The organism is Acinetobacter sp. AS5, from assembly GCF_048957595.1.
Lineage (GTDB): Bacteria > Pseudomonadota > Gammaproteobacteria > Pseudomonadales > Moraxellaceae > Acinetobacter.
On record NZ_JARDAL010000014.1, the window covers coordinates 23,210 to 44,226 of the forward strand.

Genomic DNA, 21,017 nt, shown 5'->3' on the forward strand with positions numbered 1-21,017 from the left:
TTCACACTGAATGTGGTCAAAAAAACAGGCTGAATCAATCAGCCTGTTTTAATGAAAAACAGCTTTGCATTAAGCTGTTTTTTCAGTTGCTACAGTCGCAGCATCTGCATTTACTGTTTCAGCAGGTGCTTTAGTCGCTGGAAAGTCTGGCAGATGAACCACTTGCGCCATTTGTGCAGACGCTTGAACAGAAAAAGCCATAACGGTTGCTGCGAAAGCAAATTTAAGAGCATTCATAGGATGACCTTTAATATCAGAGTGTTCAATGACTTGAACAGAGGAGAATATTTAAACTTAATTCGAGTGAAATAATAGCAAATAAGACTTAATAGAAAATGATAGATTCGGCAAATTTAGATAGTAAATTTTAGATAAATTACTCTACAAAACAATAAATTAGTATATTTACTCTAGTTTGATTTTTATGGTTTTACAGGGCTTTATACTTTATTTTAGCGATGAAAATCTGGACTTAATCGAGTGTTAAAATAAAAGGTTATGTGTTTTTGATCTGCCAATTTAAAACTAAATTTCGAGCTTTGTTCAATCCATGTAAGTTTTTGCTATCGCTTGTTTACGGGCTGCTGCAATCTTCTAAGAATGGACTAAGATGGAATTCCATTTATTTTCATCCTGAGAGTTTTATTATGGCAATTGCAAAAGTGGTAGAAGTCAATTCAAGCAGCAATAAAAGCTTTGAAGATGCGATTCAAACGGGCATTCAAAAAGTCACAGAAACGATCAAAAATGTACAAGGTGCTTGGATCAATGAACAGAAGGTCGTCATTAAAGAAAATAAAATCACGGAATATCGTGTCAATTTAAAAATTAGTTTCCTAGTTGATTAAGCGAATGCCATTCAATAACAAATAAAAAACCCCATTTTAAATGGGGTTTTTTATTGAACGTTGTTTTATTTAGCTTGGTCTGGGGTGTCACACGTTTCTGTTGAGCACTGTGCTGCCTGACTATTGGTTGATGTATCGAGCGCTTTTTCAAATACTTGCAAGAAAACTTCTTTAGGCTGCGCGCCTGCCAATGCCACACGTTGATCAAAAACAAAGAAAGGCACACCGGTTACTTTGAGTTGTTCGTGTGCCACTTCCTGATCGAATTTGACGAAATCAGCATATTCTTCCGAATCCAACAGATCATCGACTTCGACCGGATTCAGGCCGATACGCGCTGCGACATCTTCCAGCGTTTCACGTTCTCCAATCGCCAGACCTTGGGTCATATAGCTATAGAAGAATGCTTCCTGTGCTTCATTGCCCAGACCTTTGCTTTGCGCCAGGTGAATCAGGCGATGCGCATTAAAGGTATTGCCTGAATTGGCACCTTCCCAGTTAAATTCAATGCCTTCAGCTTTAGCCATCTCAGCAATATTGCGCTGCATCTCTTCGACTTCTGCCACGGTGCGGCCATATTTTTGCGCCAGACGCTCAGAGTTAGACGCTTCCTGACGAACCGGTGCTTCAGGATCGAGCTGGAAACTGTGCCAATGCACTTCTAGCTCAATACCTGCTTCTTGTGCAGCAGCTTCTAAACGTTTTTTACCAATATAGCAGAAGGGGCAAACCACATCTGACCAGATATCTACGCGCATGTCATGTCTCTAATTTTGCTCTTGTATTCAAGTATGAGGGTGAAGAATCAGAATTTAAAGCCCTGGAGCATCAGAAGTGCATTTCTACAGCATATCGGCAGGATGAAGATAAGAATAAAACGTAGATAATAGGTAAATGGTTTCCTTAAAAGAATCCGGTTCTGACTATTCAAAAAAATATAAAAATGCCATAAAAAAAACGCCCCGTAGGGCGTTTTTTTTGAATGCAGTTAATTAGGCAGTTTTTACTGCAGCTTCAACAGCAAGCATGTGACCATTTTCTTCGAAGTTTGAGTGCCAAGACAGCGCTTCACGAAGAAGATGAGGGGTATGGCCGCCTTTTGCACATGCACGGTCAAAGTAATCATTCAACGCATCGCGGTACATTGGGTGTGCACAGTTATCAATCACTGCACGTGCACGCTCACGCGGTGCCAAACCACGAAGATCCGCAAGACCTTGTTCAGTTACCAGGATATCTACATCGTGTTCTGCATGGTCGATATGTGAAGCAAACGGTACCACAGAAGAGATGTCGCCACCTTTCGCGATTGATTTGGTTACGAAGATCGCCAAGTGGGCATTACGTGCGAAGTCACCTGAACCACCAATACCGTTCATCATTTTGGTACCGCAGACGTGAGTTGAGTTCACATTACCGTAAATATCAAACTCAAGTGCAGTATTGATGCCGATAATACCTAAACGGCGTACCAGTTCAGGATGGTTTGAAATTTCCTGTGGACGTAATACCAGTTTGTCTTTGTATTGTTCAAGGTTGTTAAATACTTTCTCGCCGTACTTCGCAGAAAGCGTAATAGATGAACCTGAAGCGAACTTCATTTTACCGGCATCGATCAATTCAAACGTACAGTCTTGCAGAACTTCTGAGTACATGATCAAATCTTCGAAGTTTGAATCTTTCAGACCCGTCAATACGGCGTTTGCAATTGAACCGATCCCTGCTTGAAGAGGTCCCAAGTTTTTCGGTAGACGCTCTTCAGCCACTTCTTTTTCAAAGAAAGCGATTAAATGGTTGGCAATGCTTTGAGTCTCATCATCTGGCGCAGTTACAGTAGATGGAGAGTCATGCAATTCGCTGTTAAATACGATACCAACAATTTTAGATGGATCGATATTGATCGCATGCGTACCAATACGCTCATCAACTTGAGTCAATGGAATCGCTTGACGCGTTGGACGATACGTCGGGATGTAGATATCGTGCAAGCCTTCAAATGCCGGGCTTAAATTCGTATTGATTTCTACAATCACTTTTTCAGCAAAAATCGCAAAGCTTGCAGAGTTACCAACAGATGTTGTTGGAATGATGCCGCCATCTTCAGTAATTGCTACGGCTTCGATGATCGCAACGTCTGGTTTTTTCAACTGCAGGTTACGCATTTGCTCAACAGTTTCAGACAAGTGCTGGTCAATGAACATCACTTCGCCGTTGTTGATCGCTTTACGTAAAGTATTGTCTACCTGGAACGGTAAACGACGTGCCAATACACCAGCTTCAGTCAGTTGTTTGTCTAGATCGTTCCCTAGTGATGCACCAGTAATTAACGTGATCTTTAATGGGTTTGCTTTTGCCTGTTGAACTAAAGCTAAAGGAACCGCCTTCGCTTCACCAGCGCGAGTAAAGCCACTCATGCCCACAGTCATGCCATCTTGGATGAATTCAGCCGCTTGTTCAGGGCTGATGACTTTGTTGTGTAGGGAGGCTAAACGGATACGATCTAAAGACATTTTAACTCTCATTAATTCTTAAACTATGATACGGATTGTACCGCTCAAAAAATGTATTGTGCATAGGTGTTAGGCTAAGGTCTAATTTTTTAGCTAAATGTAGGTATAATAAAAAATGATGATTTTTAAATGATTGAATTCGTGAACTATAAAATGAATTGTATAGAAAAACTAAAAAGTCATTTGTTGAATTACTGATCACTTATTAAAAGTGCTCAGTCAAAGTTTGGCGAATTTTATCGAGTGTAGTGGCTGGGGGAAGTGTCTCAGGATTCGCCTGATTCACGGGTAGTGAAATGATAGCTTCCAGCCCACCTTCAGGACGATTATGAATACGCAATTGGCCATGGTGAATATCGACAATCCGTTTCACAATGGCCAACCCCAAGCCACTGCCTTGTACTGTTCGTGCCGAATTGCCCCGAACAAAAGGCTGCATCAAGGCTTCAATCTGATCTTCCGGGATGCCTTCGCCATGGTCTGCGACACAAATCAACAGTTGATCTTCTTCAACATGCGCAGAAAGCTCAATTGGTTCTGAACCATAACGTTTTGAGTTGTTGATCAGATTGCCGATCAGTCTTTTTAGTGACATGCTGCGCGCCTGAATGGTCGGTATATCTTGTGGTGTAAATCGGATATCTAGCGGTTTAAACTGCTTGACCAGTTCCTGTAGCAGTACATTGACATTGGTGTCCTGCGGTTCTTCATCGGAACCATCGCGCATATAGGAAATGAACTGATCCAGAATCGCGTCCATATCTTCGACATCATAAATCAGGCCTTCTTTGAGAAAGTCTTCATCTGGCATCATTTCGGCACTGAGGCGGATTCGGGTTAAGGGCGTGCGCAAGTCATGTGAAATGCCGGCCAGCATGATTCGGCGTTCCCGCTCGGTCTGGTCCAGCGTATAAATCATCTGATTAAAGGCATGATTGACCTGACGGATTTCCAGTGGACCATGATTGGTATCTAGATAGGGTGCTGAGCCGATTCGGCTATAACTGTTGGCGGCATTCTGCAAACGGCGTAAAGGACGGTTGAGCTGACGCACCAAGGTCAAAATAATGATGCCGACAATAATCGGCGTGCCAAGCAACCAGCCCAAAATCAGTTCATTGCTATAATTGGCATAAGTCTTTAAAGGTTCCTGTACCCAGTGACCATTCATTTCAGGAGTCTGGATCCAGATACGTGGACTCGGCTTAAACTGGAAATAGACTGTGGCTTGTTCGATGCGTAACTCTTTGGCGAGTTTGGTTTCGATCTGTCGGGTAAAAAATTCGGCAATCAGCTTTTCACGGACAGTGGGATATTCTGCCGGATTAGTAACGTATTCAATGCCGACCCGGTTTTTCAGCCAGTCATCGATATCGACTTCCTGCTGTTTATGATACAGGCGCAGATCGGGATTATTAAGAATTTCCAGTTCCATGGCCAGATAACGCGCATGTTGCTGGATTTCAGGTAAAAACAGGGTACGCCAAAAGAACCACAAGGACATGAACAGGCTAAAACAGACCACAAAAACCACCAGTACCGTGGTACGCATGGCAGCAGAACGCGGCTTGATCTTGTCGAGAAAGCGTTCCCCGCGGGTACGCTTTTTTTCCGAGTAGCTGACAAAATCGGTAAATTTTTGTGGATCGATGGGGTCGAGTTTCACACCAGCTCCCTGTTGGCATTTTCCAAATTGAGCAGTAATAATAATTTGTAATGGAATCTTACTGCTTGAACCTTCGATGGAAGGAGCTTGTTGTGTTACTTTTTTTGAAAAAATGAGTAACACTGTTACGCAAGTAAAAACTTTGCCATTCGCTGAACTCGCGCATTTGTATACGAGCCTTTAAAGAAGGGGAGGCTCAAACAGCAGCGAATGGCTTTTAGGGACAATAAATTGGGGTAATCTTTTATCGTAATAAGTTTTTCTTTATTCAGCACCATCTGGAACAAAGACATAACCCACACCCCATACAGTCTGGATATAACGTGCACGCGCTGGGTTTTCTTCCACTAAACGGCGTAAACGTGACACCTGAACATCAATTGAACGTTCCATGGCACCCCATTCACGGCCACGCGCCAGATTCATCAGCTTGTCGCGGGTTAATGGTTCGCGTGGATGTTGAACCAGTGCTTTCAGTACCGCAAACTCACCAGTAGTGAGCGTTACCACTTGGCCTTCACGGGTCAGAGTGCGGGTAGAGAGATCTAGCGACCATGGGCCAAAAGAAACCACTTCCATCTGTTGGCTTGGTGCACCCGGCACTTCACGTACCTGACGGCGCAATACCGCACGAATACGTGCCAGCAGCTCATTCGGGTTAAACGGTTTAGGCAAGTAATCATCGGCACCTGCTTCTAAACCGGCAATACGATCCGAGTCGCTACCACGAGCGGTGAGCATAATGATAGGCGTATCGATATTGGATTGGCGTAAACGACGACAGATACTCAAGCCATCTTCGACCGGAAGCATAAAGTCGAGCACGATCAGAGAAAACAGTTCCCGCTGTAAAAGTCGATCCATCTGCGTGGCATCATGTGCAGTTTTAACCACAAAGCCTTTATCTTCGAGAAAACGCTGTAATAAGGTACGCAGACGAACATCATCATCAACCACCAGGATCCGTTCGACCCGGTCCGTTTCGGTATGTACGGCATCGGCTTTTTCAGCAGGTACAACTAAACTCATGAGATGCTCCTTTATTCTTTATTGTCGTCATAAACAAAAATCAAATAGGCTTTGAGTATACGATTCATTGATATTAATTGACTATGCTCTAAAGCACCAAATATTGCAGTTAAAATCAAGACATAGATACCAAATATATACATCTAAATGAGCAAAAAATACGATTTTAAGCTGGATAAAAAGCAAAGTTCATACAAACTTTATCGGGAAAAGCTGAAAACTGTGGCACTTCATAATATAAAGATGAGGTAAATTAATAAAAACAATGGTGGATTTTATAGACCCGGTCTTTATAATCATGCCATTTAGTACTTATCCTTGTGGGATCAAACACGATGACTGACTTAGTTCAGCAGTTGGCAAAAGAACTTGCCGTACGTCCAAATCAAGTTGAGGCTGCCATCAAGCTTATTGATGAAGGTGCCAGTGTTCCTTTTATTGCACGTTACCGTAAAGAAGTAACGCAAGGCTTAGACGATACGCAACTACGTCAACTCGATACGCGTTTATCATACTTGCGTGATTTGTATGAGCGCCGTGAAAAGGTGATTGAATCACTCAAAGAACAAGATAAATTATCTGATGATTTATTGGCGCGTGTGAATGCCGCTGAAACCAAAAATGCATTAGAAGAAATTTACGCGCCGTACCGTCCAAAACGTACCAGTAAATCATTCAAGGCCAAAGAAGCCGGTCTAGGCCCGATTTCCGAAAAAATCTTTAATGAAGCCGTTGATCCAGCTGAAGCTTTGGTGGGTTTTAGCCATGAAGATTACCCAGATACTGAAAGCCAGCTTGATGCGATCCAGCACATCCTGATTGATGACTGGGCGCAAAATATCGCGCTGACCACTGAACTTAAAGCGACATTTGCAAAAACTGCCGTGCTGAAAAGTTTGGTTGCCAGTGATGAGAAAAAAGAAGTCGGTAAAAAATTCCGTGATTATTTCGATTTCTCTGAAAACTTGAATAAAGTGCCTTCACACCGTTTATTGGCGATGCTGCGTGGCCGTCAAGAAAACGTTTTAGGCCTGAAAGTGGATGGCGAAGATGATGCCCCGTTGGCGCGTATTGAAACTGAATACAATCTTGAAACTGTTCAGCCACAAGCGCGTCAGGATTTCTTGAAGCAAACTGCAAAACTATTTTGGCTCGGTAAAGTTCGTCCAACGATCGAACATTCATTGCTGACTGAAAAACGTCTGGCTGCTGAAACAGAAGCGATGAACGTCTTTGCTGAAAACCTGCGTCATTTACTGCTTTCTGCACCTGCAGGCGCACGTACCACTTTGGGCGTGGACCCGGGTATCCGTACCGGTGTGAAACTGGCGGTAGTGAACGAGTCTGGTGATGTTCTTGCACACAGCACGATTTATCCATTTGCACCAAAAGACGATAAAGAAGGTTCACTGGCCGAGCTGGCGCGTTTATGCCGCGAGTTCAATGTTGACCTGATCGCGATTGGTAATGGTACTGCAAGCCGTGAAACTGAAGCTTTAGTTGCTGAAATGATGGCTGCGAACAGTGATCTGAAAATGACGCGTGTTTCTGTATCTGAAGCAGGTGCATCGGTGTATTCAGCATCTGAACTAGCTTCACAGGAACTGCCTGAACTAGATGTATCTATTCGTGGTGCGGTATCGATTGCACGCCGTTTACAAGATCCACTAGCAGAACTGGTGAAAATCGATCCGAAATCAATCGGTGTAGGCCAGTATCAACATGACGTGAACCAGACCGGTCTGGCGAAAACCTTGGAAGCGGTCGTTGAAGACTGTGTGAACTCAGTGGGTGTGGATGTAAATACTGCATCAGCAGCGATTTTGGGTTATATCGCGGGTCTAAATAAATCAATTGCACAGCAAATTGTGGAATTCCGTAAGGAAAATGGTCGTTTTGACAATCGTCAGTCTTTGAAGAAAGTGCCACGTTTAGGCGAGCGTACTTTTGAGCAGGCTGCGGGCTTCTTGCGTATTCAAGATGGTACAGAACCACTAGATGCTTCTGCGGTTCACCCTGAGTCATATGCTTTGGTGAGCAAAATTGTTGAAGCGAAAGCAACGACTGTAAAAGACATCATTGGCAATACTGAAATCATTCGCCAAGTGAATGCTGAAGAATTTACAGACGAGAAATTCGGTCTGCCGACAATTCAAGACGTATTGGCTGAACTGGAAAAACCGGGCCGTGACCCGCGTCCAGAGTTCCGCACTGCTAAATTCCGTGATGACATTACGGAAGTTGCGCAATTGTCGGAAGGCATGCAGCTAGAAGGTGTAGTCACCAACGTGACTAACTTCGGTGCATTTGTCGATGTGGGTGTGCATCAAGACGGTTTGGTACATATTTCTGAACTTGCCAATGAATTTGTCGCTGACCCACATAAAGTGGTGAAACCGGGTCAAATCGTACAAGTCCGTGTTTTGAATGTGGATGCTGAACGTAACCGTGTGAATTTATCGATGCGTCCAGAAGCTTCTGAAGCTCCGGCGAAAGCACCACGTCAGCCACGTCGCGAGAATAATGAGCCACGTGGTGAACGTAAGTCTCAAGGTAAACGTCCACAGCAAGCACGTCCGCAAGGTGAGCGTCCTCAGGGCAAGAAACCTCAAGCGGCTAAACCACAAGAGCAAAAAATTGGTGGTTTGGGTGCATTGCTATTGCAAGCAGGGATTAAAGGTTCGAAATAATCTTTAATTAGCGAATAAAAAACCTCCCAATTGGGAGGTTTTTTATTGGATCATTATGAGTTAATCATCGGCACAATCCAGCTGGTGATAATCAGTAAAATACCGAGATGCCCCAATTTTCGTGTCACATAGACCAGTTTAGATGGTGGCTGTTCCAGTCTTTTTGCATATTCTTCCATGCTAATGCCGGGCTTGCCTTTACTGGTAAATAAAAACACCGCCAGGTCGATACAGATCAGAATCGTACCGATATCAGCGACCAGTTCCATCAGGACAAAATCCTGGCGATACAGCGACATGCTGACGCTATAAATCAGATAAATGGCAAAGGCCAGACACAGGTATTGCAGGACAACTAAAAACTTCTGCATAAATCTCAACAGTTCACAAAATTAAAGCAATTATACAAATAATCGGGCAGCTGCGGCCAATTACAAGGCTTGCATCACCTCAGCAAAATTCTGCTTCTCGACCAGTTCAAGAAATTCATCACCCAGACGCTGACTTTCCGCAATACATTGCTTCCACAGCTGGATCCGTTGGGTTTGATCCAAACCTTTTAAGTTAAAGTCTTTACGATCAGGCAAACGACCCAAAGGCAAACTTTGCAGATATTGCTGCGATGGAGAAAGCAGCAAAGTTCGTGCCTGATTTTCTGGATTTGAGGTACGTTTAAATAACTTGTCGAACCAGCCGGGGGTAATGCTATCGGTAAAATGTGGATACAGCACAATGCCTTTGCTCTGGAAGGGCAGGTCAATATGATAGTCAATCAGACCACCATCACGATAATAACCCTGTGGTGCATCTGGAATATTGTTCACCGCTGCCATCACCCCGGGAATAGACGCTGAAGCCATCAACCAGGACAACACACTCTGTTCGGTTAGTGCATGATAATGCGTGGTAAATCCATCTTCAGCGATTTTAAACTGCTCACCCGTATTCGGCTGGCTGATTACACGTTGCATGAAATGACGGCTGTGCCGGCGCGCGACTGCGGTCGTTCCAAGAATTCCAGCCACAGAAGCCAACAACGGCAATGCCTTGTCACTCTGGAAAATGTGTTGGGCTTTAATTGAAATGACTGCGAGATGATAATCTGGATGATTGACCAGATCGTTTTCTTTGCCTTGTACCAGATCCAGCAGCATGCCACGGCAAACTTCGCTGACATCCTGACGGGTCATTTTTTTATGAAAATAGAGGTTGGTATACAGCTCACCCAAACGTTCGGTTCCCTGTTGAACTCCATGTGCAGCCATACTGGCAAAACGCCAGCTGCCAATCGAAGAACCCACCAAAGTTCTACGCTGAGGTGCACGTGGAAAAAACTCACCAAAAATCGCCTGATCCAGTCCTTGGATCCCGATGCCTTTGGGGCCGCCTGCCGCACCGGGCACGATATCGACCTGTTCGGGTTGCAAACCTTGTTCCAGAATCAGCTCACGTGCCAGATGGCCAGCACGAATCGTGAGCGCAGGCGCACGTTTTTGTAAAATCTGTACCATGGTTGAACCTATACCAGTCAAATGTGTGCTTATTTTAAGCGATAGGTTTAAAGACCCAATGGCAAGATATGTCCTAAGGTGACTTGAGAGTCATGGCATCGGGTTGATGTAAGTGTGCATGAGTTCTTTATTGCGTAAATTTAAAAAAGGTAGATTAAATGAAATAATCAAAAGCGTGGTTATAGGATAGCTTGGCCAGTAAAAAGCATGAATTAGAAAGAAACTACCTGCAAGACCTATCCATATTTTTAAAGCTAGTATTAGCTGTGTTTGTCGTAGACAGAATAGAAATAACAACGGAAGCAGGTTAAAGCTGACAATGAGCCAGAAATAGTCACTATGAATCAGGCGGTAGAATGTGGTATTGGCAGCAGGGGACCATGCAAGCCAATGGGCTGTTTGGTTGATATAGAAAAAATATCTATCCATGTTGGGAAGCTGTAAAGTAGTGCAGTGAGAAAGGTTTTTTGTCTATTCTGGCGATACAGTGCCCATAAAAAACTATATTTCATTTGGATATTCTTGCTTTATTTTTTCAATAATTTAAGCATAAAAAAGCCTGACGAATCAGGCTATTTAAAAAATTATTTCGCAATTCGCCAGACTGCCAGAACGCTCACCAGCACAATCAGAAGCACCGACACAAACCACGGTGAAATAATGGCAATCGCCAGCAGAATCGCCATGATACTGCCAAACATCCAGCTACGTTTTTGCTGATGTTCCATTTGCAGGCGCATACTTTGTAATTCATTGAGCTGTTTGGCATGCCAGGCCGACTGGTTTTTTAAACCGTTTAAGCTGTCGATCATCAGGGTCGGTAAATCCTGCGCCCCTAACAGCAGATCCGGGATTTTCTGTCCCAGTTCTTTAAGGTTCTTTTGCGGATTCATCTGGGCCTTGATCCAGTCCGTCAGGATCGGTTTGGCCAGACTCCAGATATCCAGTTCAGGATACAGGTCGGTTCCTAAACCCTCGACATGCACCAAAGTTTTTAGTAGCAACATCAATTGAGGTGGAATTTCCAGATGGAAACGACGCGCGATGTCCATGACTTCAATCAGAATGCCGGCAAAGTCCAGTTCATGCATCGGTTTAGAGACCATTGGCCCCACACTACGGCGCATTTCACGAGCCAAAGCATCCTGATCAGTTCCCGGTGGAATCCAGCCGGCCTGATGCACCACCTGAATCAGCTGCATAAAGTCACTGTTCATGACCGCCAGTAGCATGCGTGCTACGGTCATCTGGTCATGCTTGGACAGCTCGCCCATAATCGCGCAGTCCAGCGCAATAAAACGTGGATTGGCCGGATTGATGGTCTCTACAAAGACGTTGCCTGGATGCATGTCGGCATGGAAGAAGTTATCGCGGAACACCTGAGTAAAGAAGATGGTCAGGCCTTTACGCGCCAGATCGGCACGATCCATACCCAACCGGTCAAAGGTCGCGATATCTGAAATCGGCACCCCGGTAATGCGCTCGGCTACCAGCACGTCTTTGCTGTCCATATAAATTTCCGGCACATACATCATGCTCGAGCCGGTAAAGTGATGGCGCATACGGCGGGTATTGTCTGCTTCCAGCGTCAGATCCAGCTCATTCAGAATGATCTGGCGATAGTCCTGAATGATTTCCGACAGGTGCAATGCGCGGGCAGCTTCCAGACGTTTTTCCAGAAATTGACCGAGCCATTCCAGAATTTCAAAATCCTGCAAAATCTGCTGGCGAATATTCGGGCGGGTGACTTTAACCACCACTTCACGGCCATCATGCAGGGCAGCCGTATGCACCTGAGCAATCGAAGCTGCAGCCAGTGGCTGGGTATCGAAACGCGCGAATAGGGTATTTACATCAGCTTTCAGGGATTCCTGAATGCGCATCTTGGCCACGTCATTATCAAACGGCTTGACCCGGTCTTGTAGCAAGACCAGTTGCTGTAAAACTTCAGGTGGAATCAGGTCACGGCGGGTCGAGAGCAGTTGACCGAGCTTGATCGCCAACGGCCCCATTTCTTCTAAAGCCAGTTTCAGCTTGAGCGGATTTTTACGTTCACGACTGGACCAGGCAGCCGGATGCATCCGGATGAGGGACAGCACATGCCGGGATTTTTCTGGTAATTCTTCCGCAGGAAACAACGTGTCGAGTCGATAGTGCGCGGCGATGCGCCAAAGTTCGAGTAAACGTGAAACATGCGGAATCATAAAGCTGTGTACCTAGTCTTGAGTAGAATTGTTTGAGGCATCAATTTGAGCCTGAAGCTGATGGATTTTTGCTTCAACCCGATCTAAATTTTGATTCAGGATACGGGTGTCCTGATTCAGGTCATCCATTTGCCAGCGTGGGGCAAACAGACCACTGTCTTCTTTTAAGGCATCTTCAGCAAAGAATAATTGACTTTGCAGGGTGCGTTTTAGCTGCTTGGGCAGCAGTTGCAATTTGCCAATTTCATGCGCCAGCGTCGGGCCAATCCAGGGACTTAAGTGCGCTGCCAGATCCAGTTCCGCCTGTTGCATGATGCGCTGGATTTCCTGCAATAACTTGTAGTCGCCTTGCAATGGAATATTGCCGACTTCATCGGAAAGCAGCAGCTTGAGTAATTCCACCACATTGCTGACCTGCAAGGTTGCTGTCGCTTCGGTGACTGTCGCGGAACTTGCGTCAAATGGACGTTGTTCAAAGACCGAAGGTGTTTCGGTATGACCGGTTGCCGTTGGTTCCAGACGAACTTTGCCTTCATCAAAAAACACATCAACCGAAAGCTGCGGCGAGGCGATCACCACCCGCAGCATTTTGCCGGACAGGGCATTCAGCTGGATGCGGGTAATGGCATCCAGATCAATCACATGATGAATCACGCGTTCAACAGCACCGAGTGCCAGAATTGACCACATAGGCAAGGAACCTTAAAGTTTGAAACCGCGGTGAACCGCAACAATCCCACCAGTCAGGTTGTGATAGTCACAATTCTGGAAGCCGGCATTTTCCATCATACCTTTCAGGGTGCGCTGGTCCGGATGCATACGGATCGATTCAGCCAGGTATTTATAGCTTTCTGCATCATTGGCAATGATTTTACCCATGATTGGCAATGCCGTGAACGAATAAAGGTCATACAGCTTAGAGAATGGCTCAAACACTGGTTTAGAAAATTCTAGCACCAGTAAACGGCCACCTGGCTTAAGGACGCGGTACATCGCAGCCAGTGCCGCATCTTTATCGGTCACGTTACGTAGACCGAAAGAAATGGTCAAAAGATCAAAGCTGTTGTCTGCAAATGGTTCTAAGGTTTCGGCATTGGCCAAAACGAAATCGACATTGGTACAGCCCGCATCAATCAGACGGTCACGACCGACATTCAGCATGGATTCGTTAATATCAGACAGTACCACATGACCTGTCGGACCAACTTCACGGCTAAAGACTTTAGCCAAGTCGCCAGTACCACCCGCGATATCCAGCACATGCTGGCCACGGCGTACACCTGACATATTGATTGCAAAACGCTTCCACAGGCGATGAATACCAAAAGACATCAGGTCATTCATAATGTCGTATTTGCTCGCCACCGAGTGGAACACTTCTGCGACTTTCTGGGCTTTTTCTTCGCTGTTAACAGTTTGATAGCCGAAGTGTGTGGTTGAGCCGACGTTACCGGTATTGGCACCACGCGGCAGATTATATTTAGGCACAGTACCCGTCACAGGCGTGTCAGTCAGACGTTGTTCTAAGGATTGTTGCTGACCTTGCGGGGTGCCTTGTGGAAGGGGTTCAGTTAAGAATGGGCTCACTTTGTCTGTCTGTTGTGCCGACTCGGGGGTAGGGGTAGGCGTTGTATTTTCATTCGACATTGGAGTCACTCCTAACATATCAATCGGGTTAATCTTGCATTGTCTGCATCATGACAGATTCTAAAGGCTTATTCAGCAATCATGATGCAATTGTTATGAATAATATACAGAAAAATTCACGCTTGGCAGAAATACTCATCGGGTATTTACTGAAACGGTAGCGGATCGCCAGAATGTACTTTATCGATAATCTGGCGTTCGGTTGCCGTGAACGTGCGTACAAATTTTTCTGCCGATTTGAGTGGCTTCATGGCCAGAAAACCATCCTGCATAAATTCATACATCACCTGAAAGTTATATTTATTCGCCGCGCCTTTACACATTTTAAAGGCCGTATAGACCACAAATGAACGCATGTATTTATCCAGACTCATGCCGAGCTGATCCAGCAGAGCCAACTGTTTCAAGCGTGCTTCACCCTGATCCAGCTTCAAATAGGTCAGGCGCATCATCTCGTCAGTCAGCGGTTCATGCGGATGATAATCCTGTAATAACTGAATCGCGACCTGTTCATCCAGCTGTACCGCCAGAATAGCCAGCTCTACACCTGAGGTGCCGGTTTTAATGGCATTTTCCGGAATAACTTTTTCTGCTTTATGCGCATATTTCATCAGCCGGGCAATCTGTTCTGCCAGCGCATCAAATTCAGCACCGCCGTAGAGACGGTTCAGGAAATATTCGGACATCAACAGGTTTTGTTTTTCAGCAAAATGGGCGCGATGAGTGCGCTGCATGCGGACTTTCTGCCAGGCCTGCACATCCTGTAAACGGCTTAAAATGTCAGGCCGGGTGTGATAAGCCAGTTGATAATAATGCGCTAACAGATCATCGAGTACGGCAAGTTTGGACATGAGGCTTCAATTATGATTGGAGGATGCAAGAATCTTAGAGGCTGCCGGACAATCCTGCTATGACAAATTGAACAGAGATCGGGCATTTGTATGTCAATCTGTTGTTTAAATAGCCAATTTAATCGTGTGAAAAACGTTGCCAGAGCTATTTTTGCGCTGAAACTCCTCGCTATACTGCAAATAGAATAAAAGATCAGGGTTGAAGATACGTATGGAACAACCACAATTTCAGTTAATGGATGAAGATCAGCTGTCTGTCGAGCTGATTGATGCCCAATATAATTTAAAAAAGACCCGAGGCCAGAAAAATGCCAAAAGTCTGGTGATTCTGGTGAATGGCATTGAGCTAGCCGGCAAAGGTGAAGCGGTTAAACAGCTACGTGAATGGGTCGATCCGCGCTATTTGCGCGTGAAAGCCGATAAGCCTCAGCTAGCCGGCCCAAAGCAAACCTTGTGGCAACCTTATGCGCGTTTTATTCCAGCTGAGGGCCAGATCATGGTGCTGTTTGGTAACTGGTATAGCGATCTGCTCGGCAGTGCCATGCAAGCTGAAAGCCCGCTGAGTGATGCACAGTTTGATGAATATCTGCAAGAGATGCAGGCCTTTGAACAGGACCTGAAAAATAACCATGTGGATGTGATCAAGGTCTGGTTTGACCTGTCCTGGAAAGTCTTGCAAAAACGCCTGGATGCCATGGATCCGAGTGAAACTCACTGGCATCAACTGCATGGTCTGGACTGGCGCAATCGCAAAGAATATGACACCTTGCAGCGCCTGCGTCAGCGCTTTACCGAGGACTGGTTCATTATTGATGGCGAAGATGAGCAGCAGCGCGACCAGCAATTTGCCCAGTATATCCTGAGTGCCTTGAAACATTGTCCGGATCATCCTGCCAGAGCCAAGGGAAGATGGAAACAGGCCAAGATTCCCGAGCAGTTAAAACATCCTTCCAAGACTCAAGCCCAGCCAGAAGATTACAAACCGGAACTAAAAAAATTAACCGCGAAGGTCGCCAAAGCCATGCGTTCCGATTCGCGTAATGTGGTGATTCTGTTTGAAGGTATGGATGCTGCCGGCAAGGGCGGCGCAATCAAGCGAATTGTCAAAAAACTCGATCCACGTGAATATGAAATTCATACCATTGCTGCACCAGAAAGATTTGAGCTGAGCCGTCCCTATTTATGGCGCTTCTGGACCAAGCTGCAAACTGATGATGATATCTGTATTTTTGACCGTTCCTGGTATGGGCGGGTATTGGTAGAACGGGTAGAAGGATTGGTCAGTGCGGTGGAATGGCAGCGTGCTTATGATGAAATTAACCGTTTTGAACAGAGTCTGGTCAAGCATCAAACAGTGATTGTGAAAATCTGGCTGGCAATCTCCAAGGACGAACAGGCAGCACGTTTCAAGGCGCGTGAAGATACACCGCATAAGCGTTTTAAAATTACCGAAGAAGACTGGCGTAACCGGGAGCGCTGGGACGACTATCTGAAAGCGGCAGCCGATATGTTTGAACATACTTCGACCGAGGAAGCGCCCTGGCATATTATTGCGACCGATGATAAGAATACCGCGCGGGTCGAGGTGTTAAAGGCTATTTTAAAACAGCTTCAGGCAGAATAATCTGCCTGAAGTAAGAGTGTCTAGAGGGCTGCAAAAATTCAGCTCACCCGGATTTTAACCTTGCGCCACCTGTTTTTGCTGGATATTTTTAGCTGCACGGTAGCATTCCTCTACATGTGCTTCAGCAATCTTTTTCATGACAAAATAGCCCAGACTTGCCGCCACCAGTTGGCCGCCCAGCGGAATGAATTTTGTGACTTGCTTTGTGATCACTTTCGCTGCAACATTGTTCAAAGATTTTTTAACTGCCGTACGTGCGACCACCAGACCAGAAAATTCTACGCCGCGTTTACGCAACTCATTCCAGTGCACCTGACGGGTTTTTGGATCATAGACACTGATCTGGTCAGGCGCCAGGCCGAAGCGGGCATTGATCTCGGGAATCAATTGCGACAAGATACCGATATCAATGACCACGTCCATAAACGGCACTGGAATAACCGCAGCACCGGCAGAATAATAGGCGCGTTTTTTGGTGAGTTCCAGGCACTCGGCGCGGATTTGTTCTAAATCTAGGCTCGGATCGAGACGTTCAGGAATTTTATCTAATTTCATGGGCACTACCTAAGCTCTATGTTGTTTTTTTCTATTCAAGCATCTTTAAGATGCTTTTTTCAAAGAAATTTTTCGACTGAAGTGTGGTTTTAAAGTGTCATAGAGCGCTCGGGATGTATAGTAAATAATCTTTATCGTTTTGTAGTAAAAACCACATTCAGCAGTTCAGGGGAACCAATGGCCATTCATGTTATTCAGAGTCAACGTATTGATGTGCTTTTGGATAGTATGCTGCGTATTGTCAACCAGACTGCCCGGAATCCATTTGAGGTGTTACAAACCCGGCACTTTATTGTGCCATCTCCGGCAGTAGAAACTTGGCTGACCCAGAAAATTGCCGAGAAAAAAGGCATTAGCGCCAATACCCAGTTTCATCACCGGATTCGCGCCTTTCAATGGACTTCCTATCAGTGGGTATTGAATGCGCCTAAAGAAGTGGAGCAGGTCCGTGAAGCCAATATTCCGCGCATTATCATCAAATGGCGCGTGTTTCAGGCGCTACGAAAATGCATTCTGCCTGAACAGATTCCTTTAGACGTCGATCATCCGCTGTATTCTATTGTGAAGCGGATTTATGACAGTGCTGACCGGCTGGAGCAGGGTACAGAGAAGCAGCTGAAAAAACAGAGCATGCTGTACTGGGTAGCCGAGCAGGTGTCGCGTTTGTTTAGCCATTATATGGATTATCGCGGTTATTGCGCGCGTAACTGTCCTCCAAACAACTGTGGTTGTCCGAGTAACTGGTTAGAGTCCTGGGGGCAGGATATTGCGCTCGATATCGAGCAAATGATCTATAGCCCCAAAGATGAAAATGGTCATGAGATGCAGGTGGCGGATTTTGTCAAGATTCAGGCGCGTGAACTGGAAGCTTGGCAACGCTGGTTGTGGCAGCATGTATTTCAGGATGATTATGCCAAAATCCTGGAGATTGAACGCCTGTATTGGGAGCGGCTGGAGAATGCAGAGACCCGGGCCCAAGCTCTGAAACGACTGCCGGCACAGATTGTGGTGTTTAGCCTGTTAGAATTGCCACCCAGCCAGCTGGATTTTTTACGCCGTCTGGGCCAGTACATTGATATCTATATTTTTCACTTCAACCCCTCGCAGGAATACTGGGCCGACAGTGTCGATCCGGACTGGAAAGCCAGATTTGATTTGCAGCGGGAAGAGCGCTTTATTCAGCGTTTTGAAAAAACCCGTCAACGTAAACCGAATGATGCGGAAATAAAAGATTTCAGGATCAAGCAGCTGAACTTTAATGCCGAAGACCGGGAATCGCGGCATCCGCTCCTGACCCGATTCGGCAAGCAGGCACGGGATCATTTTTCTCTACTCTCTAAACTGTCTTCGGGGGAAGAGGGTCTCTGGGCCGATGTCTTTGTCGATGAATATCAGGACAGGCTGCTGGCCAAAATCCAGTCGGATATCCTGTATTTGCTCGAGCCCGAGCAGCATCAATATGCTTTAAGCCCTGATGATGATTCGGTACAGATTCATGTCTGTCATTCTTCATTACGTCAGCTGGAAGTTCTCAAAGAACAACTGATTCACTGGCTGGCTCAAGGCAATGAAGAAGCGCCGCGTCAGCCCAGTGATATTCTAGTGTTGACGCCAAGTCTGAAAGAACTGGAACCGGCAATTCGCAGTGTCTTTGCGCCACCACCGCGTGAGCGCGAAACCGGCAGCAAACGCCTGCAAAAAGATAACCTGTATTTACCGATCCAGATTGCCGGGGTGTCGCGTCTGGATGTCAGCAATGCCTGGCGCGCGGTACTGGGCCGGATTCAGTGGGTACGGCGCCGTTTCAGTATTGAGGACTTTGCCGACTGGCTCAGCCTGAATGCCACCCAGCAGTATTATGGTCTGGACTATAGTCAGGTAGAACGGATGTTGCAGTTGCTGACAGATGCTGGCTTCAAGCGTGGACTGGACCAGCAGCATTTACAGCAAAGCCTGAGCGCAGGCGATGAGGATTACCGGTTTAGCTTTAAATTCGCGCTGGACCGTCTGGCGTTGGGTCTGGCGATTCCTGAACATACCCTGTTTCAGGACACCTTGAGTTATGCCAAGGTTCTGACCAGTGATTTTCCGCTGATATCCACCCTGATCCGAATTTATCAGGATCTGGTGCAGCGCCGTGACTGGCTGACTTTGCATGAAACTGGACAACGCACGCCGGTAAAAACCTGGCTGGAATATCTGCGTGCTGATCTGAATGAATTTCGTGATGCCGGGGTAGAATCACTCAAAACTGTTGCCGAGATTATCGACAAGCAAATGCGGATGCTGACCTTGGCCGATTATCATGATCAGGATGATCCACATGCCAGTCAGGAGCTGGTGGCACTCAGTCTGCCTCTGCCTTATGTGCTGGAAGAAATTCAGAATACCCTGGAGATGCAGCTGGATCAGGCCGAACCGACTGGACAGATTACTTTTAGCCAGATTGGGCAGATCCGGCCATTGCCTTATAAACTGGTGGTGATGCTGAATCTGGATAGCGGTAAATTTCCGAGCCGCAATCAACAGGTTCCGTTTGACCTGATGCGCAGCCTGAAGCCGCAACTTGGTGACCGTTCCCGTCTGGATGACGAGCAGGGCGCTTTTCTGGATGCCTTGCTGCTGGCACAGGAAAATCTATGGCTGTTCTATAATGGCTTTGATCTGGAGGATGGTGAGGCTCGCGATCCATCCACTGCCTTGCAGGAACTGGTTCAGCATATCGCGCTGATCTGCCAGTCTGAACAGCCGGATGCCGAAATCGATCCGATGGTGGATATTCATGGTCTGTCAGTCGCTCAACATATTCGGCAGCTTTATCATGTGCATCCCTTGCAGCCTTTTGATCCGGCCGGATTTGCAGATATGCAGACACCACGGTTTCAGGATCAGTGGTTTGCGGTAGCAGAGTATATCCGCAGTGCCGAAGGCAAACGCAGCAGCTGGATCAATGCACATTATCCGGCACTAGAACAAAAAGAAATCCGGGTACTCAAAGGCGATGAATGGATCCGCGATATGATTTTCCCGGCACGTCTATTCCTGAAAAGTGTCGGGGTTTCCACGATTCGCTATGCCGATTTGCCGAGTTCCCGGGAACCCCTATTACTGAACAAGCTGGAACAGTATCAGGTACGGGATTTCCTGTTGCAACAAGAGCAGGAGATTGAGCCGAACCTGATGCTGGACCTTTTGCCGGTGGGCAAAACCCAGCAAGCCACTTGGCTGGGCAGCCAGCAGGAACAGCAGCTGTTACAAGAGCGTTTGGTGCAGTTGGGTAAAGAACTGACGCCAGTTACCCAGCAATCCTTGCAGTTCAGTCCTGAACTGATCATTCATATTAACGTGCCTCAGGTTCCACACAGCAGCTACTGGCTGAGTATGCAATCCTCTTCAGCCTCGGAAAAACGCCGCGCCCAGATCTGGCTGGAGTATCTGCTGTGGCTGGCTTACTTGAATGACGATGCACGCTCACCAGAACTGGAGCGCATTGTCATTTTCAGTAATAAAACCCTGAAGTTTTCCGGATTAAGTTCGAGCAAGGCACATGAGTATTTGCAGCTCTGGTTAAAGGCCTGGGAAATTGGTCAACAGCAGCCGCTGGTCTTGCCGGCAGAATTACTGATGAAAAAAGAATGGCAGTGGGCCGAGAATGAACAGGGTAAAATGACCATTGTGGAAATGCCGGAATTGCTAAAGGCCTGGAACAACAGCTATGAGAGTGCCAAACCTTTGGCTTCGGATGAATCCAGTCTGCTGCATCAAGACTGGCAATTTATTTTGCAGGATCAGGATCCGGATCTGGCCTTGCAAAATTGCTGCCATGATTTTGCTCATGGCCTGTATGCGCCGATTCATCAACATCTGGAGTGGGTGAAATAG

Annotated in this window: 16 protein-coding genes; 4 read left to right on the forward strand and 12 right to left on the reverse strand. The window is 46.2% G+C overall.

Annotated elements, in window-relative coordinates; all coding sequences use genetic code 11:
* Positions 1–69: 69 nt before the first annotated feature.
* Positions 70–237 (reverse strand): hypothetical protein, encoded by a 168-nt coding sequence (locus tag PV763_RS05900; RefSeq protein WP_005245837.1) that lies wholly within the window; start codon positions 235–237, stop codon positions 70–72.
* Positions 238–647: 410 nt separating this feature from the next.
* Here PV763_RS05900 and PV763_RS05905 point away from each other — a divergent pair, with 410 nt between their 5' ends.
* Positions 648–848, forward strand: a complete 201-nt coding sequence (locus tag PV763_RS05905; RefSeq protein ID WP_420937484.1) for a dodecin family protein — start codon at positions 648–650, stop codon at positions 846–848.
* A 65-nt stretch (positions 849–913) separates the two neighbouring features.
* Here PV763_RS05905 and PV763_RS05910 read toward each other — a convergent pair whose 3' ends face one another.
* The 4 genes from PV763_RS05910 to ompR all read right to left on the reverse strand — a co-directional run bounded on the left by PV763_RS05910 (position 914) and on the right by ompR (position 6,053).
* The gene (locus PV763_RS05910) at positions 914–1,606 is read right to left on the reverse strand and encodes a DsbA family oxidoreductase (protein ID WP_420937485.1); all 693 of its coding nucleotides are present in this window, start codon (positions 1,604–1,606) and stop codon (positions 914–916) included.
* Between the two features lie 234 nt (positions 1,607–1,840).
* Positions 1,841–3,358, reverse strand: coding sequence for an acetyl-CoA hydrolase/transferase family protein (locus PV763_RS05915; protein ID WP_219308196.1), 1,518 nt, complete (start codon positions 3,356–3,358; stop codon positions 1,841–1,843).
* 205 nt (positions 3,359–3,563) lie between these two features.
* The gene (locus tag PV763_RS05920) at positions 3,564–5,024 is read right to left on the reverse strand and encodes an ATP-binding protein (protein ID WP_034435905.1); all 1,461 of its coding nucleotides are present in this window, start codon (positions 5,022–5,024) and stop codon (positions 3,564–3,566) included.
* A gap of 264 nt (positions 5,025–5,288) precedes the next feature.
* Positions 5,289–6,053, reverse strand: coding sequence for a two-component system response regulator OmpR (ompR, locus tag PV763_RS05925; RefSeq protein ID WP_004278590.1), 765 nt, complete (start codon positions 6,051–6,053; stop codon positions 5,289–5,291).
* A 335-nt stretch (positions 6,054–6,388) separates the two neighbouring features.
* Here ompR and PV763_RS05930 point away from each other — a divergent pair, with 335 nt between their 5' ends.
* Positions 6,389–8,743: a Tex family protein gene (locus PV763_RS05930; RefSeq protein WP_121979796.1), complete on the forward strand. Its 2,355-nt coding sequence runs from the start codon at positions 6,389–6,391 to the stop codon at positions 8,741–8,743.
* Positions 8,744–8,796: 53 nt separating this feature from the next.
* On the opposite strand, the gene PV763_RS05935 is transcribed toward PV763_RS05930, so the two are convergent.
* The 6 genes from PV763_RS05935 to PV763_RS05960 form a co-directional block, all read right to left on the reverse strand.
* On the reverse strand, positions 8,797–9,114 hold the full coding sequence (locus PV763_RS05935) for a hypothetical protein (RefSeq protein WP_004729331.1): 318 nt from the start codon (positions 9,112–9,114) through the stop codon (positions 8,797–8,799).
* 60 nt (positions 9,115–9,174) lie between these two features.
* Complete coding sequence (locus tag PV763_RS05940) at positions 9,175–10,254, reverse strand: patatin-like phospholipase family protein (protein ID WP_071850488.1); 1,080 nt, start codon at positions 10,252–10,254, stop codon at positions 9,175–9,177.
* Between the two features lie 584 nt (positions 10,255–10,838).
* Positions 10,839–12,458 carry an ABC1 kinase family protein gene (locus tag PV763_RS05945; RefSeq protein WP_420937486.1) on the reverse strand — a complete coding sequence of 540 codons (1,620 nt, stop codon included), beginning with the start codon at positions 12,456–12,458 and terminating at the stop codon, positions 10,839–10,841.
* Positions 12,459–12,470: 12 nt separating this feature from the next.
* Complete coding sequence (locus tag PV763_RS05950) at positions 12,471–13,148, reverse strand: ubiquinone biosynthesis accessory factor UbiJ (RefSeq protein ID WP_121979799.1); 678 nt, start codon at positions 13,146–13,148, stop codon at positions 12,471–12,473.
* A gap of 12 nt (positions 13,149–13,160) precedes the next feature.
* Positions 13,161–14,105, reverse strand: a complete 945-nt coding sequence (gene ubiE / locus PV763_RS05955; protein WP_004647333.1) for a bifunctional demethylmenaquinone methyltransferase/2-methoxy-6-polyprenyl-1,4-benzoquinol methylase UbiE — start codon at positions 14,103–14,105, stop codon at positions 13,161–13,163.
* 146 nt (positions 14,106–14,251) lie between these two features.
* On the reverse strand, positions 14,252–14,956 hold the full coding sequence (locus tag PV763_RS05960) for an FFLEELY motif protein (RefSeq protein ID WP_044111768.1): 705 nt from the start codon (positions 14,954–14,956) through the stop codon (positions 14,252–14,254).
* A 205-nt stretch (positions 14,957–15,161) separates the two neighbouring features.
* Between PV763_RS05960 and PV763_RS05965 the strand changes: the two genes are divergently transcribed.
* Positions 15,162–16,580 carry a polyphosphate--AMP phosphotransferase gene (locus PV763_RS05965; RefSeq protein ID WP_004278582.1) on the forward strand — a complete coding sequence of 473 codons (1,419 nt, stop codon included), beginning with the start codon at positions 15,162–15,164 and terminating at the stop codon, positions 16,578–16,580.
* 54 nt (positions 16,581–16,634) lie between these two features.
* Here the strand turns inward: PV763_RS05965 and PV763_RS05970 are convergent, their stop codons facing one another.
* Positions 16,635–17,135 carry a hypothetical protein gene (locus PV763_RS05970; RefSeq protein WP_004278581.1) on the reverse strand — a complete coding sequence of 167 codons (501 nt, stop codon included), beginning with the start codon at positions 17,133–17,135 and terminating at the stop codon, positions 16,635–16,637.
* Positions 17,136–17,312: 177 nt separating this feature from the next.
* On the opposite strand from PV763_RS05970, the gene PV763_RS05975 reads away from it, so the two are divergent.
* Complete coding sequence (locus tag PV763_RS05975; RefSeq protein WP_420937487.1) at positions 17,313–21,017, forward strand: exodeoxyribonuclease V subunit gamma; 3,705 nt, start codon at positions 17,313–17,315, stop codon at positions 21,015–21,017.